Source organism: Acidovorax sp. KPB24-07 (assembly GCF_057543315.1).
Genome location: NZ_BAAJYS010000079.1, coordinates 1 through 15,122 on the forward strand (window position 1 = coordinate 1; position 15,122 = coordinate 15,122).

13 protein-coding genes and 1 tRNA gene are annotated in these 15,122 nt (G+C 68.3%); 10 read left to right on the forward strand and 4 right to left on the reverse strand.

The annotated features are described in order from the left end of the window. Together AC27IQ_RS10980 and AC27IQ_RS10985 are read right to left on the reverse strand one after the other, a co-directional pair. A partial coding sequence (locus tag AC27IQ_RS10980) for a LysR family transcriptional regulator (protein WP_487089475.1) occupies positions 1-276 on the reverse strand: 276 nt, incomplete at its 3' end. A 183-nt stretch (positions 277-459) separates the two neighbouring features. Beyond that, positions 460-1,335: an SDR family oxidoreductase gene (locus tag AC27IQ_RS10985; protein WP_487089476.1), complete on the reverse strand. Its 876-nt coding sequence runs from the start codon at positions 1,333-1,335 to the stop codon at positions 460-462. Between the two features lie 79 nt (positions 1,336-1,414). Here AC27IQ_RS10985 and AC27IQ_RS10990 point away from each other — a divergent pair, with 79 nt between their 5' ends. Continuing rightward, positions 1,415-1,903 (forward strand): winged helix-turn-helix transcriptional regulator, encoded by a 489-nt coding sequence (locus AC27IQ_RS10990; protein ID WP_487089477.1) that lies wholly within the window; start codon positions 1,415-1,417, stop codon positions 1,901-1,903. A gap of 136 nt (positions 1,904-2,039) precedes the next feature. Here the strand turns inward: AC27IQ_RS10990 and AC27IQ_RS10995 are convergent. Next, positions 2,040-2,116, reverse strand: a tRNA-Met gene (locus tag AC27IQ_RS10995). Between the two features lie 126 nt (positions 2,117-2,242). On the opposite strand from AC27IQ_RS10995, the gene AC27IQ_RS11000 reads away from it, so the two are divergent. From AC27IQ_RS11000 to mdoH, 6 genes are all read left to right on the forward strand, one after another. Beyond that, positions 2,243-2,665 (forward strand): hypothetical protein, encoded by a 423-nt coding sequence (locus AC27IQ_RS11000; protein ID WP_487089478.1) that lies wholly within the window; start codon positions 2,243-2,245, stop codon positions 2,663-2,665. Positions 2,666-2,781: 116 nt separating this feature from the next. Then, positions 2,782-4,125 (forward strand): tRNA (N6-isopentenyl adenosine(37)-C2)-methylthiotransferase MiaB, encoded by a 1,344-nt coding sequence (gene miaB / locus AC27IQ_RS11005; protein ID WP_487089479.1) that lies wholly within the window; start codon positions 2,782-2,784, stop codon positions 4,123-4,125. 11 nt (positions 4,126-4,136) lie between these two features. Beyond that, positions 4,137-5,597, forward strand: a complete 1,461-nt coding sequence (locus AC27IQ_RS11010; protein WP_284429596.1) for an ATP-binding protein — start codon at positions 4,137-4,139, stop codon at positions 5,595-5,597. Then, positions 5,587-6,294 (forward strand): hypothetical protein, encoded by a 708-nt coding sequence (locus AC27IQ_RS11015; RefSeq protein ID WP_487089480.1) that lies wholly within the window; start codon positions 5,587-5,589, stop codon positions 6,292-6,294. Before AC27IQ_RS11010 ends, AC27IQ_RS11015 begins: the two co-directional genes overlap by 11 nt. Positions 6,295-6,313: 19 nt before the next feature. After that, the gene (locus AC27IQ_RS11020; protein ID WP_284429443.1) at positions 6,314-7,714 is read left to right on the forward strand and encodes a sigma 54-interacting transcriptional regulator; all 1,401 of its coding nucleotides are present in this window, start codon (positions 6,314-6,316) and stop codon (positions 7,712-7,714) included. 404 nt (positions 7,715-8,118) lie between these two features. Further along, on the forward strand, positions 8,119-10,191 hold the full coding sequence (gene mdoH, locus AC27IQ_RS11025; protein ID WP_487089481.1) for a glucans biosynthesis glucosyltransferase MdoH: 2,073 nt from the start codon (positions 8,119-8,121) through the stop codon (positions 10,189-10,191). 292 nt (positions 10,192-10,483) lie between these two features. On the opposite strand, the gene ffh is transcribed toward mdoH, so the two are convergent. Further along, a complete protein-coding gene (ffh, locus tag AC27IQ_RS11030) occupies positions 10,484-11,863 on the reverse strand; it encodes a signal recognition particle protein (protein ID WP_272567296.1) in 1,380 nt (459 codons plus the stop codon). Between the two features lie 89 nt (positions 11,864-11,952). On the opposite strand from ffh, the gene AC27IQ_RS11035 reads away from it, so the two are divergent. From AC27IQ_RS11035 to AC27IQ_RS11045, 3 genes are all read left to right on the forward strand, one after another. Continuing rightward, complete coding sequence (locus AC27IQ_RS11035; RefSeq protein ID WP_284429445.1) at positions 11,953-12,750, forward strand: cytochrome C assembly family protein; 798 nt, start codon at positions 11,953-11,955, stop codon at positions 12,748-12,750. A 232-nt stretch (positions 12,751-12,982) separates the two neighbouring features. After that, complete coding sequence (locus AC27IQ_RS11040; protein ID WP_317356124.1) at positions 12,983-14,689, forward strand: two-component system sensor histidine kinase NtrB; 1,707 nt, start codon at positions 12,983-12,985, stop codon at positions 14,687-14,689. 18 nt (positions 14,690-14,707) lie between these two features. Beyond that, the coding region (locus AC27IQ_RS11045; RefSeq protein ID WP_487089482.1) for a response regulator at positions 14,708-15,122 on the forward strand (415 nt) is incomplete at its 3' end.

Sequence of the window (15,122 nt, forward strand, 5' to 3'; positions counted from 1 at the left end):
GGGCCGGGCCTCGCCGCGCGCGATCTCGGCGGCGCGATCGCGGATCTGCCGCAGGCCGCCGAGCGCGCGCTCCACGTCCTCGTACAGCAAAAAGCCCTGCTCGGTCGGCGTGACGCGCGGGCCGCCGCGGGCGAAGAGCGCATAGCCGATCTCTGCCTCCAGTTCCTGCAGCGAGCGGCTGACGGAGGGCTGCGAGCGGTCCAGCAGGCGCGCGGCCGCGGTCACGCTGCCGGTGGACATCACCGCGGCGAAGGCTTCGAGCTGGCGCAATTCCATGGGCTTGATTTCATGCGTTTTGTGAAATCATGAGGCCCTTGCATGCGAAATAAAAATACTTTGACCACATATGCAAATGCCGAAGGGGCGCAAGCGGGGGGCTTGACGCTCGCCTTCGGCAACGCCCGGCCGTGCGACCGGCCTGGATCTACGCGGGGGTGGGGGTAGGCTGGGCCTGCCAATTCAGGATTTCAGGGCTTCGCTTACCGACGCCGCCAGAGGCGTCGTGGGCCGGCCGATCAGCGCACTGAGCTGGCGACCGCTGTCGAACAACGCACCCTGGGCAGCGCTGGCGTCGCTTTGCGCAAGCATCTCGGCCACAGGCGCAGGCAGCCCCACCTGGACCAGCAGGTCGCGGTAGGCGGCTTCGGGCATGTCCTGATAAGCCAGCGGCTTGCCGGCCTGGCGTGACACTTCCTGCGCCAGCTCGGCCCGGGTGTAGGCATCGTCGCCCGCGAGTTCATAGACTTTGCCGGCATGGCTGTCCTTCGCGGCCAGCACGGCGGCGGCCGCGGCGGCGTAGTCCTCCCGCGACGCCGAAGCGAACCGGCCTTCGCCCGAGCTGCCCACCAGCACGCCGCGGCCGAGCGCATCGGCAATGCCCATCAGATTATTCTCGGTGTACCAGCTGTTGCGCAGCAGCACGAAGGGCACACCCGACTCCTGGAGCAGCACCTCGGTCGCCAGATGCTCTTTCGCCAAGCCCAGCGGAGACACGTCGGCATGCAGCACGCTCGTGTAGGCGATCAATTGCACCTTTGCCCGGGCTGCCGCGCTGATGACATTGCCATGCTGCGCGACCCGGCTGCCGACCTCGCTGGAAGAAATCAACAGCACGCGGTCGATGCCCTGCAGCGCGGCATCCCACGAGGCCGCATCGCCGTAGTCCGCCTGGCGCAGCTCGATGCCTGCGGGCAGCACGGCCGCGCTTTTCTCCACGTTGCGCACCGAGGCCACGATCTGCGAGGCCGGCACCCGCGTGAGAAGCTGCTGGATGACGAGGCGGCCGAGCTGGCCATTGGCACCGGTGACGAGCAGGCGGGGGGAAGAAGTGGACATGCAAAGATCCTCTGGGTATGGATTGGAGAGGAGGTCTATATTAGGAACCGCCCCAACTTCCACAAGAAGGCAGCTTTTCATGCCCTGGTTACCTGACGCTCACCCCCCTGCCCCGGCCGCCCCCGAGGCCCTCGAAGCCCTGGCCGCCACCCAGGCCTGGATGCGCGAGCGGCCCGACGGGCTGGACCTCGGCCAGTGCCCGGTGCGCGACGTGCTGGACCACATCGGCGACAAATGGACCACGCTGATCCTGCTGACGCTCGCCCCGGCCCCCTTGCGCTTCGGCGCACTGCAACGGGCCGTGCCCGACATCTCCAAGCGCATGCTGGCCCAGACCCTGCGGTCCCTGGAGCGCGACGGCCTGCTGACCCGGCACGTCTTTCCGACCAAGCCACCCAGTGTGGAGTACCGGCTGTCGGCTTTGGGGCAGTCGGTGCTGGCGCCGTTGTCGCAGTTGCTGCAGTGGGCGGAAATGAACCATCGGAGCATCCGCAGTGCGCGGGAACGGTTCGATGGCGCGGCGGTGCAACGGCCGGCAGAGGCGGTAGCGCCCGCCGCCATGGGGTGACTGGACGGCGGCTTTCGTGGCCGCCGGGCTCCGGGGCCATGGGGCACGAGGGAAGCATGAATCACCACCATCCCTTGCCCGCCAGCGGGCCGAAAAAGCAAAAGGGGCTGCGTTTGCACGCAGCCCCTTTTTTGTTTGGTGGCGCTTCACGGATTCGAACCGCGGACCTGTGGATTATGATTCCATCGCTCTAACCGACTGAGCTAAAGCGCCTAAGCCCTCAATTATAGCGCGACTTTTTTTGGCGTTCAACACTTTTCTTGTCGCCTCTTCCAACGCGGCCGGCGATCGCCTCGGGCCTGCACGTAAAATCGCGCCCCCAGCCCCTGGATGTAAACCATGAACCGCTGCCCCACTGCTCGTTTTTCCTTTCTCTTCACGCCGTTGCTGGCCAGCGCCCTGCTCTGCGGCGCGGTCCTGCCCGCCGCGGCCCAGGTGGTCGCCCCCCTGGGCGGCGTGCGCACCTTTCCTGAAAATGCCCTGCGCGGTACGCTGGCCATCAACAGCACCGTCGATGCGCAACTGGATGGCAAGGCCATCCGCATGGCCCCCGGCATGCGCCTGCTCAGCCCACAGAACACGCTGGTCATGGCCCACTCGGTGATCGGGCAGAAGTTCACGGTGAACTATGTCGTCGAGGCCAGCACCGGCATGCTGCTGACCGCCTGGATCCTCAGCAAGGATGAAGCGGCCCAGCCGCGCAAGGGTGCGACGTCGACGGACCGCAATTTCATCTTCGAATCCGAGATTCCCAAGCGATAAATAGGCCCTGGCGCCGCCAGCGCTGCGGCCGCTGGGTGCGCCATCCCTTTCCAGCCGCACGACCGGCCCCGCCCGCCATTGGCCGCGGGCAGCGCTACCGACACCAGAGATTCCCCATGAGCAAAAAAGTCTTCATCAAAACCTTCGGCTGCCAGATGAACGAGTACGACTCGGACAAGATGGCCGACGTGCTGCATGCCGCCCAGGGCTACGAGCCCACGCAGAACGTGGACGAGGCGGACCTGATCCTCTTCAACACCTGCTCGGTGCGCGAGAAGGCGCAGGAGAAGGTCTTCAGCGACCTCGGGCGCATCAAGCACCTGAAAGAGCGGGGCGTGAAGATCGGTGTAGGCGGCTGCGTGGCCAGCCAGGAAGGCGCCGAGATCATCAAGCGCGCCCCATACGTGGACGTGGTGTTCGGCCCGCAGACGCTGCACCGCCTGCCCGAGCTGCTGGCCCAGTGCGAGGTGCAGCGCCGCCCGCAGGTGGACATCAGCTTTCCCGAGATCGAGAAGTTCGACCACCTGCCCCCCGCGCGCGTGGAAGGCGCCAGCGCCTTCGTCTCCATCATGGAAGGCTGCAGCAAATACTGCAGCTACTGCGTGGTGCCCTACACCCGCGGCGAGGAGGTGAGCCGGCCGTTCGACGACGTGCTGGTCGAGGTCGCGGGGCTCGCCGACCAGGGCGTGAAAGAGATCACACTGCTGGGCCAGAACGTGAACGCCTACCTGGGCAAGATGGGCGACACGGCGGAAATCGCCGACTTCGCGCTGCTGCTGGAATACGTGGCCGACATTCCAGGCATCGAGCGCATCCGCTACACCACCAGCCACCCCAACGAATTCACGCCGCGCCTGATCGAGGCCTATGCGCGCATCCCCAAGCTGGCCAGCCACCTGCACCTGCCGGTCCAGCACGGCGCCGACCGCATCCTCATGGCCATGAAGCGGGGCTACACCGCCATGGAATACAAGAGCACCGTGCGCAAGCTGCGCGCGATCCGGCCGGACCTGGCGATGAGCAGCGACTTCATCGTGGGATTCCCAGGCGAGACCGAGGAGGACTTCCGCAAGATGATGAAGCTCATCGACGACGTGCACTTCGACAACAGCTTCAGCTTCATCTTCAGCCCGCGCCCGGGCACGCCGGCCGCCAGCCTGCACGACGACACGCCGCACGAGGTGAAGCTGCGCCGCCTGCAGGAACTGCAGGCCGTGATCAACGGCAACATCAAGTCGATCAGCGAAAGCCGCGTGGGCACGGTGCAGCGCATCCTGGTCGAAGGCGCCTCCAAGCGCGACGCCAGCGAGCTGATGGGCCGCACCGAATGCAACCGCGTCGTCAACTTCGTCGGCCAGCCCCGGCTGGTCGGGCAGATGGTGGACGTGGCCATCACCGAGGCCAAGGCCTACACCCTGCGCGGCGAGGTGGTGGTGCGCGAACCGGCGCTGGCGCACTGAGCCGCATGGGCATGGCATTCGCGATGCGCTTCCTGCGCCGGCAGCAAGGGGTGGCTGCGCTCGGTGGCCTGTCGTTCCAGCAGATGATGCTGCTGGCTTTCCTGCTGATCGCCGGGCTGCTCGGCGCCAGTTCGCTGCGGGCGATCTTCACGCTGGAGCAACTGATGGGCCAAAGCCGCAACGGCGCGGCCGAGGCGATCCAGCTCAACGCCTCGGCGCAGAGCCTGAACGGGCGCAGCCAGACGCTGGAGCGCGCAGCGCGCCAGTCGCTGGTGCTGGCCGACAAGTCGCTGCGGCGGCGGTTCGACGAGGTCTCGCGCGAGGCCCGCGACATCCTGCAGCGACTGGAGGCCAAGGGCCTGCCGCCGGACCTGCCCAACCAGTGGCGCAAGCACCTGGGCGAGGTCACGTCGCTGCTGGACGGCCCCGCGGCGCTGTCGCTGGAAAACGAGCGGGTGGTGGCGGCGCTGTTCCTCGAACTGGACGCGCTCAACGGCACCATCGCCCAGACCGTGCAGGACATGAATGCGCAGCGCAGCACCGAACTGCTGGAAAAGATCGAGGCCAGCCGGCGCGAGGTGACGCACCAGGTGGTGGGCGTGATCGTGCTGGCGCTCGCCCTGGCGCTGGCCTTCGGCATCTGGCTGGCCCGGCCGTTCAAGCGCATGGAGCACGCCATCCGCCTGCTGGGCGAGAACGACCTGTCGCAGGCGGTGGACCTCTCCGGCCCGGTGGACATCCGCCGCGTGGGCCAGCAACTGGAATGGCTGCGCATGCGGCTGCTGGAGCTGGATGCCGACAAGGCCCGCTTCCTGCGTCACGTCTCCCATGAACTCAAGACGCCGCTGGCCTCGATGCGCGAAGGCGTGGCGCTGCTGCAGGACGGCGTGACGGGCGAGCTGACCGAAGGCCAGCGCGAGGTGGTGGACATCCTGCACCAGAACACCCTGGTGCTGCAGGGCGAGATCGAGGCGCTGCTGCGCTTCAACGCGGCGGCGTTCGAAGCGCGCCAGTTGCGCCGCGCGGAGACCGACCTGCTCGCGCTCATCGAAAGCCAGGTGGAGGCCCAGCGCCTGCACTGGCAGGCCAAGAAGCTCGACGTGGTGGTGGAGGGCGCGCCGGTGGCGCTGCAGATCGACGCGGAGAAGATCGCCCCGGCGGTCAGCAACCTGCTGTCGAACGCCATCCGGTTTTCGCCGCGCGGCGGAACGATTCGGATCACCTTGTCACGTTTTCCCGACCGGATTCGCATCGATTTCGCGGATGACGGCCCCGGAGTGCATGAGAATGACCGCTCCCGCATCTTCGAACCGTTTTATCGGGGTGTGCGCCAACCCGAGGACGCCGCACGCGGCACGGGCATCGGCCTGTCCATCGTCCAGGAATACGTGAGCGCCCACGGCGGCCACGTCACCCTTGTGGAAGACGGCGAACGCACCCCCTTCCGCATTGAATTGCCCCATGTCTCCTGATTTCCCGTCGCACTCCGTCCCGCGAGTGGTCTTCGGTGCGCGCAGCGCCGGGCCGGCCGGCCTGCTGCTGGTGGCCCTGCTGAGCACGGGCTGCGCCAATCCACCGCCGGCGCCGCCTCCTCCGCCCCCGCCCGTGGAAGTGCCTGCACCCACCGCCCCGCCGCCGAAGGAAGAGCCCGACGAGCCCCCCGCACCGGTGTCCGAACCCGCCAGCAAGGACAACGGCAGCCAGCGCCCTTCCGTTCCGCGGCAGATGCTGCAGTACGCGGACAAGGTGCGCAGCATGGGCACGGCGGAGCTTGCCGCCGAGATCACGCAGTTGTCCAATGCGCAGCAGCAGTCGCCCGAAAAGCCGCTGCAGCTGGCCATCGTGCTCATGCACACGCGCCAGCCGCCCGACACGGCCCGGGCCCTCGGGTTGGTGCAACGCGTGATGGCCGATACCACGGCGCCCGCACCGGCCTTGCACCCGCTGGCCCGCCTGCTGGAAGGACGGCTGCTGCAGCAGCGCCGGCTGGAAGACCAGCTGGACCGGCAGAACCAGCAACTGCGCGATGCCCAGCGGCGGATCGACCAGCTGAACGACCGGCTGGAGGCCATGCGCGCCATCGAGCGCAGCCTGAACGCCCGGCCCGGCGGCGTCAACGACCCCGCCAAGGGCGCGCAGCCCCCTCCCGCCGCAGAACCCCAACGCTGACCGCCAACCGATCGCCACCATGAAAGCTTCCTCCGGACACCGCCAACGCATCCTTGTGGTGGACGACGACGCCGACATGCTGCGGCTGCTGTCCCTGCGCCTGCAGGGCGCGGGATACGAGGTCACGGCGGTGACGTCCGCCGAGGCCGCGCTCGCGCAGCTGGACATCGACCGTCCCCAGCTCGTGCTGAGCGACGTCCGGCTGCCGGGGCGCGACGGCCTGGCGCTGTTCGACGAGGTGCGCTCGCGCCACCCCTCGCTGCCGGTCATCCTGCTGACCGCGCACGGCACGATCCCCGACGCAGTGGAGGCCACGGCACGCGGCGTCTTCACCTACCTCACCAAGCCCTACGACGCCAAGGACCTGCTGGACAAGATCGCCCAGGCCCTGGCGTTCAGCACGCCCACGGCGCAGGCCACCCGCGCCGACGACGCCTGGCGCGCCGAGATCATCAGCCGCTCCAACCGCATGGCGGACCTGCTGGCCGAGGCCCACATGGTGGCGCAGTCCGATGCCAGCGTGCTGCTGCTGGGCGACAGCGGCACCGGCAAGGAACTGCTGGCACGCGCCATCCACCGCGCCAGTCCGCGCGCCAACCGGCCCTTCGTGGCGGTCAACTGCGGCGCCATTCCCGAAGCGCTGCTCGAATCCGAGCTGTTCGGCCACATGAAGGGTGCATTCACCGACGCGGTGACCAACCACAAGGGCCTGTTCCAGGCGGCGGATGGCGGCACGCTGCTGCTCGACGAAATCGGAGATATGCCGCCTGCCCTGCAGGTCAAGCTGCTGCGCGTGCTGCAGGAGCGTGCCGTGCGCCCGGTGGGCGCGAGCCAGGCGACGCCGGTGAACGTGCGCATCATCTCGGCCACCCACCGGGACCTGGAGACGGCCATGGCCGCCGCCCAGTTCCGGGAAGACCTCTACTACCGCCTGAACGTCGTCACGCTGACCCTGCCCACGCTGGGCGACCGGCGCGAGGACATCGCGCTGCTGGCCAACCACTTCCTGGACAACCTGGCCCGCAAGTACGACAAGCGCCTGTCCGGCTTCTCGCCGGAGGCCTTGAAGGCGCTGACCACGGCCGCCTGGCCCGGCAACGTGCGACAGCTCTTCAACGTGGTGGAACAGGTCTGCGCCCTGTCCACCACGCCCCTGGTGTCGCTGGGCCTCGTACAGCGCGCCCTGCGCACGCCCTCGGCCCAGGTGCTCAGCTTCGCAGAGGCCCGCCAGCGGTTCGAACGGGAGTATCTGGTGGACCTGCTCAAGATGACGGACGGCAACGTGGCCGACGCCGCCCGCCTGGCGCAGCGCAACCGCACCGAGTTCTACCGGCTGCTGCAAAAGCACGCGCTGACCCCCGGCAATTTCAAGGCCGATGCGGGTGCGGCAGACGATGTCGCCGATGAGCGACAGGACTAAGTTGTTGATTTAAAAGGAAATTTGGTTTCCAACCGAGGGATGGGTCGCTGAATCCCGACAGATTCGGCCGTTTTCAGGTGGTTTTGCTGCGCCGCACAACCACTTACAGGCCAAAAACGTCGCAAGTCTTTGATTTAAAAAGACTTTTAGAAGCTGGCACAGGGTTTGCCCTATAGACCGGCATGACGCAAGAAATTTCCTCCTCCACCGCCCGCCCGGCGCACCGCGCTGATGCGAACCGGACACCTGCAGCAGCAGTGGCTGCAGGACAGCCACCGGCACAGGCGGCCCGGGGCGAAACCTCTGCGCGTCCGGCCCCGTCCTCGGCCTTCGGCGCGTTTGTCGCCGAAAGCCGGACGGCCGCTTCTTTCCCAACGACAACCCAACTTCGCAGTGAGGGAACCATGGACCCACATCAATCTTCCCGTGCAGGACGTGTCGGCGCTGTTGCGCACGCCCCCGCCGTGGTGGCGCGGCGCGGCGCCACGTACCCCCGGCCGGTGGCCTCTGACCGCAGCACGCTGCGCGAAGAACGCCACCCCAACTCGCTCACCGCACCGCCGGTGCACCGCGGCTCCATGGCGCCCCTGCCATGGCGCGGCTTCTGGAACAGCATCGGCACCGCCTTGCTCATGCGCCTGAACGGCCAGCGCAACCGCCCCGCGGAAGGCTCCGAAATCACCGAAACCTGGCAACAGGCCGCCCAGCAGCGCCGCTTGGTGTTCATGCTGCTGACCGTGGCCAGCAGCGCGCTCGCCACCACGCTGTTCGCAGGCGTGCAGCCCAGCTACGACAGCGCCTGGCTCGAATACGGCCAACTCGCCCTGTTCGCCCTGCTCTCCACCTGGGTCGTCACCGGCTTCCTGACCGGCGTGATGGGCTTCTGGGTCATGCTGCGGGGCGACGCGCACGCGCTGTCCGCCGCCAGCGTGCGCAACAACCCGTTGAACGCCGATGCACGCACGGCGATCATCATGCCGATCTGCAACGAGGACGTCTCCACCGTGTTCGCCGGCCTGCGCGCCACCTGCGAATCCGTGGCTGCCACGGGGCATGCCAAGACTTTTGACGTGTTCGTGCTGTCCGACAGCTACGACCCCCAAATCGCCGCCGCCGAGCGCGCCGCGTGGGAAGACCTGCGCGCCGCCCTGGCCGCCAACGGCAACCAGCCGCAGGTCGAGGTGTACTACCGCCTGCGCACCCGCCGCAGCCACCGCAAGGCCGGCAACGTGGCCGACTTCTGCCGCCGCTGGGGCAAGGACTACCGCTACATGGTCGTGCTCGACGCCGACAGCGTGATGAGCGGCGATTGCATCGTCTCCATGGCCAAGCTGATGGAAGCGCATCCCCGCGCCGGCATCATCCAGACCGCCACCCAGGCCATCGGCCACGTCACCCTGCACGCCCGTGCACAGCAGTTCGCCTCCCGCGTGACGGGCCGCCTGTTCACGCTGGGCATGCAGTTCTGGCAACTGGGCGAGTCCCACTACTGGGGCCACAACGCGATCATCCGCGTACAGCCCTTCATGGAACACTGCGCGCTGGCCCCGATCAAGGGCACCGGCGGCATGAGCGGCGGCATCATGTCGCACGACTTCGTGGAAGCGGCCCTGATGCGCCGTGCCGGCTACCATGTGTGGCTGGTGTCCGACCTGGTCGGCAGCTACGAGCAACAACCGCCGGACCTGCTGTCCGAGCTGCAGCGTGACCGCCGCTGGTGCCAGGGCAACCTGCAGAACGCCCGCCTGATGGCCGAGCCCGGCATCCACCCCGTGCACCGCGCCATGTTCGTCACCGGCGCGATGGCCTACCTGTCGGCGCCCCTGTGGCTGGCCTTCATCACCTTCGGCACGGCCCTGTGGCTGGCCGGCGCCCGCCTGGTGTCCGACTGGAACATCCTGCCCAGCGAACTGATGGCGCTGTGGGCCTGGACGCTGTGCATGCTGTTCCTGCCCCGCGCCCTGGGCGTGGCAGCGATCTTCATGAAGGGCGAGCAAAAGCAGTACGGCGGCAGCGCCAGCCTGATCAAGAGCGCCGGTCTGGAAAGCGTGCTGGCCATCCTGCAGGCCCCGATCCGCATGCTGGCCCATTCGCTGTTCGTGATCATCGCCCTCACCGGCCTGAAGCTGGAATGGAAATCGCCTCCCCGCGAAGCCAATGCCGTGCCCTGGAGCGACGCGGTTCGCCAGCTGGCCCCGATGACCGGCGTGATCGCCCTGCTGGGCCTGGGCGTGGCGCTGATCGACCCGAGCGCGCTGATCTGGCTCATGCCCGTCGGCCTGCCGCTGGCCCTGTCCATCCCGCTGGTGGTGGTTTCCAGCCAGATCGCCCTGGGCCGTGCCGTGCGGGCCCAGCGCCTGCTGCTGATCCCCGAAGAGGCATGGTCTCCGCCCGTCCTGCGCCGCGCATGGATGCATGCCACCCAGCTGAAGAACCGCCCCCTGCGTTCCGCAGCCCCGGTGCTGAAGGCGGCCTGAACGGCATCCACCTGCCAACGCGCGCCACCCACCGCGGCGCTTCAATGAAAAAGCCGACCCTCGGGTCGGCTTTTTCTATGGGAAGGTGAATGGTGACCGGGCCGGTGCGAGCGCGTGGCGATCGGCCAAGCTCGGAGATCGGGTTCCATCCACCAAGCGCAGGCGCCGACAGATCAAAGTCTTTTCGGGCTCCAGCGCATGATTCACTAGGGCATATCGCTATATTTTTTATAGCAAAACACCGCCGCCGGTGCCTACGATCCGACCGGCACGGCGGGCGTCGGGGCTCGGGTCAGAACGGCAGCTTCGGCATCCCGCCGCCGCCCAAGCCCTTCATGCCACCCATGCGCTTCATCATCTTCATGAGGCCGCCGCCCTTCATCTTCTTCATCATGCCCTGCATCTGATCGAACTCGTTCAGCAGGCGGTTCACCTCCTGCACGTGCACACCGGAGCCGGCGGCGATGCGCTTCTTGCGCGTGGCCTTGATCAGCTCGGGCTTGCGGCGCTCCAGGGGCGTCATGCTCTGGATGATGCCTTCCTTGCGGCGGATGTCCTTCTCCGCCTTGTCCATGTCCACCTGGCCGGCCTTGGCGGAGAACTGGGCCGGCAGCTTGTCCATGAGGCTGGACAGGCCGCCCATCTGCTTCATCTGCTGCAGCTGCGACAGGAAGTCGTTCAGGTCGAAGCCGTCGCCGCTCTTGACCTTGGCCGCGAGCTTCTGCGCCGCCTCCATGTCCACGCCCGCGCTCACCTGCTCGACCAGCGCGACGATGTCGCCCATGCCCAGGATGCGGCCGGCATGGCGCTCGGCATCGAACACTTCCAGGCCGTCGATCTTCTCGGACACCCCGGCGAACTTGATGGGCGCACCGGTCACCTGGCGCACCGACAGCGCCGCGCCGCCGCGCGAGTCGCCGTCCAGCTTGGTCAGCACGATACCGGTGAGCGGCAGCGCCTCCTTGAAAGCGCGGGCGGTGTTGATGGCGTCCTGCCCCTGCATGGCATCGACGACGAACAGCGTCTCGACCGGGTTCAGCGCAGCGTGCAGTTCCTTGATTTCGTTCATCAAGGCTTCGTCGATGGCCAGGCGCCCGGCCGTGTCCACCAGCAGCACGTCGAAATAATGCCGCTTGGCGTAGTCGATGGCCGCGCGGGCGATGTCCAGGGGCTTTTGGTCGGCCGTGCTCGGGAACCACTCGGCGCCGGCCTGCGCAGTCACGGTCTTGAGCTGCTCGATGGCGGCGGGCCGGTACACGTCGCCCGACACGGTGAGCACCTTCTTTTTGCGCTTTTCGATCAGGTGCTTGGCCAGCTTGGCGGTGGTGGTGGTCTTGCCCGCGCCCTGCAGGCCGGCCATGAGGATCACCGCGGGCGGCTGGGCCGCCAGATTGATGTCGGCGATGCCCTCGCCCATGGTGGCCGCCAGCTCGCGGTTCACGATGGACACCAGCGTCTGCCCCGGCTTGAGGGAGCCCAGCACCTCCTGGCCCAGGGCCTTTTCCTTCACGCGGGCGATGAAGTCGCGCACCACCGGCAGGGCCACGTCGGCCTCCAGCAGCGCCATGCGCACTTCGCGCAGCATGTCCTGGACGTTGGATTCGGTGATGCGGGCCTGGCCGCGCATCTCCTTGACGAGTCGCGTGAGTTTTTCGGTAAGGGCGGAGGCCATAGGAGTGTTCCGGAAGTGCCCCTGTGCCTGGGCGGCTGGTGCCGCAGGCAGGTCCGCCGGGGGCGGGCGAAGGGCTAAACTGTGAGTCCATGATTTTACCCAGTGCGTCTCCCGTCAGCTGGCTGCTGGCCTTATCCGCGGCGATGGCTTACGCCGCCCCCGCCGCGGCCGCCGCGCGGTTCGGCGGCAAAACGGGCCGTACCGCGCTCTGGGTCGCCTGGGGCCTGCACGCGGCGGTGCTGGCCTACAGCCTGCTCGGAGGCACGCCGCACTTCGGTTTCGCGCCCGCCCTCTCCATGACGGCATGGCTGGTCCTCACCGTGTATGCCGTCGAACGCCAGATGTTTCCCGAACTCCAGGCCCGTTGGCTGCTGGGCGCCCTGGGCTCCGTGGCGGTGGTGCTCGCGCTGCTGTTTCCGGGGCAGCCCCTGCACGTGAACGCATCCGCCTGGCTGCCGCTGCACCTGGCGCTGGGCATCGCGTCCTACGGGCTGTTCGCCGCCGCCGTGGTCCATGCCTGGCTCATGACCCGCGCGGAGCGCAAGATCCGCCAGGCCGCGGACCCGCACAGCGGCATCCCCCTGCTCACCCTGGAGCGCCTCACGTTCCGCTTCGTGATGGCCGGCTTCGTGCTCCTCACCGCCACGCTGGTGGCCGGCTGGCTGTTCGGCGAAACGCTGTACGGCCGGGCCTGGAAGTGGGAGCACAAGACGGTGTTCTCGGTCCTGTCATGGATCACGTTCGCGGTGCTGCTGATCGGGCGCGCGCGTTTCGGCTGGCGCGGGCGCAGCGCCGTGCGCGTGCTGTATGCCGGCGCCGGCCTGCTGCTGCTGGCCTACGTGGGCTCGCGCTTCGTGCTCGAAGTGGTCCTGGGACGCGCCGCATGAAGTACCTCGTCCTGCTGGCGGTGCTGGTCATCGCGTTCGGGGTGTGGCGCAACCAGCGGCGCCGGGAGATGCCACCGCCCGCCGCGGCGCGCCCCGCCTTGCCGCAGGCCATGGTGTCCTGCGCCCGGTGCGGCGTGCACATCCCCCCGCTCCGAGGCGCTGACCGACGGCGGCGCGAGCTACTGCACTCCCGAGCACCAGCGCCAAGGGCCGGCGTGAAAGGCCTCCGCCCGTGCCGGCCCTGAAACGCGCCAGCGCCCTGCTGTCCGCCGACGCCCCCTTCGCCCGGCTGTGGGGCAGCTTCCTGTCGGGCCGCATCATGGTGGCCGCCGCCCTGCTGCTGCTGCAGGGCCTGGGCGTGGCGCTGAACCAGTCCTACGAACCCCTGCTGCTGGGCATCTGCGCCGGCTATCTGGTGGCTACCGTGCTGCTGCTGGTGCTGGCCGGCAATGCGCCGCCCGGGCCCCATTCGTGGCTGCAGTGGATGTGCTCGATCGGCGTGGACCTGGCCTTGATCAGCACGCTGCAGATCCTGCACGTGGGCTCCATGAACTTCACGCCCCTGTTCGGCCTGCCCATCCTGATGGCCGGCGTGCTGGGCACGCTGACCCTGGCCCTGGGCACGACCGCGGCGGTGACGCTGTTGCTGCTGGCATGGGCCTGGTGGCTGGGCAGCAGCGGCGGCTCCGACGCCACGCAGCGCTATTTCCAGACGGCCCTCACCGGCACGGGCTACTTCATCGTCGCCTACCTGGTGCACCAGCTCGCCTCGCGCCTGAACCGGGAACAGCAGCTGGCCCAGGCCAGCCAGATGGCGGCCAAGGTGCAGGAACAGGTGAGCGCCCTGGTCATCCACAACCTGTCGGACGGCGTGCTGGTGCTGGACCAGCGCGACACCGTGCGCATCGCCAACCCCGCGGCGCTGCGGCTGCTGGGCACCAACGCCCGCCACGCCCTGCCGTTCTCCATGGCCCATTCCTCGCCCTGGAAGCCGCTGCTGGCCATGGCGCGCCAGACCTTCCAGAAAGGCCAGCCGCAAAGCGCCGACGTGGACGTGCTGCACCCGGGGCAAAGCCCGCTGGCGCTGCACGTACGGGCCTGGCTCACGTCGTCGCAGGAGATCGCGCGCGAGACCGGGGGCGAGCACCTGTGCGTGATGTTCCTGCACGACCTGCGCGAGATGGAGGCCCGCCTGCGCACCGAAAAGCTCGCCTCGATGGGCCGCATGTCGGCCGCCGTGGCCCATGAGATCCGCAATCCCCTTGCGGCCATCATGCAGGCCAATGCCCTGCTGGAAGAAGAACTGCACGAGCCCGGCCAGAAGCGCCTGGCCCACATGGTGCAGCAGAACGCCGAGCGGCTGGCCCGCATCGCGGAGGAGGTGCTGGACATCGCCCGGGTGCAGCACCAGATCAGCCATGCCCCCGCCTCCACCGTCGTGCTTTGCGATGCGGTCGCGCAGGCCTGGGGCGACTGGCAGGCGCAGGACCCGGGCAAGCGCCGGGCCCAGCTCGCGCTGGAGGCGGGCCGCGCGCCCGTGGAGTTCGACGCCGAACACCTGCGCCGCGTGCTCGTCAACCTGCTCGACAACGCGCTGCGCTACATGGGCGGCGAGCCGGACTCGCTCTACGTGGCCACCTACGTCAGCGCGGCTGGCGCCGTGGGGCTGCAGGTGTGGAGCGACGGGGCGCCGCTGGACAAGACCGTGGAGCGCCACCTGTTCGAGCCCTTCTTTTCCTCGGAAAGCCGCTCCAGCGGGCTGGGCCTCTATATCTGCCGCGAGCTGTGCCAGCGGCACGGCGCGTCGATCGGCTACCAGCGCCTCACCCGCAACCTGCCGCGCGGGGCGGTCGGCGGCAATGCGTTCACGGTCGTGTTCCGCAAGAACGCCCGGCCGCAGGACCCGAACACCACGCTGTTTGACACAATCGTCGTCTGACCCCGCCCGCACCTGTCCATGAACGCCAACGCCGCCACGATCCTCGTCGTCGATGACGAACCCGACCTGCGCACCCTGTACGAGCTGACGCTGCTGCGCGAAGGCTACCGGGTCGAGACGGCAGGCAACCTGCAGGAGGCCCGCCAGCAGCTGCAGGCCCGCAAGTTCGACGCCGTGATCACCGACATGCGCCTGCCGGACGGCTTCGGCATGGAGCTGCTGCACGAGCTGCGCGACCAGCAGCGGCGCGAGCGCTGCGTGGTCATGACGGCCTATGGCTCGGCCGAGAACGCGGTGGAGGCCCTGCGCTCGGGCGCCTTCGACTACCTCACCAAGCCGGTGGACCTCAAGCAGTTCCGCTCGGTCGTCGCATCGGCGGTCCAGGGCACGGGCGGCGTGCCGCCGCCCCGCTCGGCCCGCCCCCGGCACCGCG

Excerpts from the sequence above, each read along its gene's own strand:
- ffh (WP_272567296.1), bottom strand. The coding sequence starts at position 11,863 with ATGGCCTCCGCCCTTACCGAAAAACTCACGCGACTCGTCAAGGAGATG.
- AC27IQ_RS11015 (WP_487089480.1), top strand. The coding sequence starts at position 5,587 with ATGTCTCCTGATTTCCCGTCGCACTCCGTCCCGCGAGTGGTCTTCGGT.
- AC27IQ_RS11010 (WP_284429596.1), top strand. The coding sequence starts at position 4,137 with ATGGCATTCGCGATGCGCTTCCTGCGCCGGCAGCAAGGGGTGGCTGCG.
- AC27IQ_RS11000 (WP_487089478.1), top strand. The coding sequence starts at position 2,243 with ATGAACCGCTGCCCCACTGCTCGTTTTTCCTTTCTCTTCACGCCGTTG.
- mdoH (WP_487089481.1), top strand. The coding sequence starts at position 8,119 with ATGGACCCACATCAATCTTCCCGTGCAGGACGTGTCGGCGCTGTTGCG.
- AC27IQ_RS10985 (WP_487089476.1), bottom strand. The coding sequence starts at position 1,335 with ATGTCCACTTCTTCCCCCCGCCTGCTCGTCACCGGTGCCAATGGCCAG.
- miaB (WP_487089479.1), top strand. The coding sequence starts at position 2,782 with ATGAGCAAAAAAGTCTTCATCAAAACCTTCGGCTGCCAGATGAACGAG.
- AC27IQ_RS11035 (WP_284429445.1), top strand. The coding sequence starts at position 11,953 with ATGATTTTACCCAGTGCGTCTCCCGTCAGCTGGCTGCTGGCCTTATCC.
- AC27IQ_RS10990 (WP_487089477.1), top strand. The coding sequence starts at position 1,415 with ATGCCCTGGTTACCTGACGCTCACCCCCCTGCCCCGGCCGCCCCCGAG.
- AC27IQ_RS11020 (WP_284429443.1), top strand. The coding sequence starts at position 6,314 with ATGAAAGCTTCCTCCGGACACCGCCAACGCATCCTTGTGGTGGACGAC.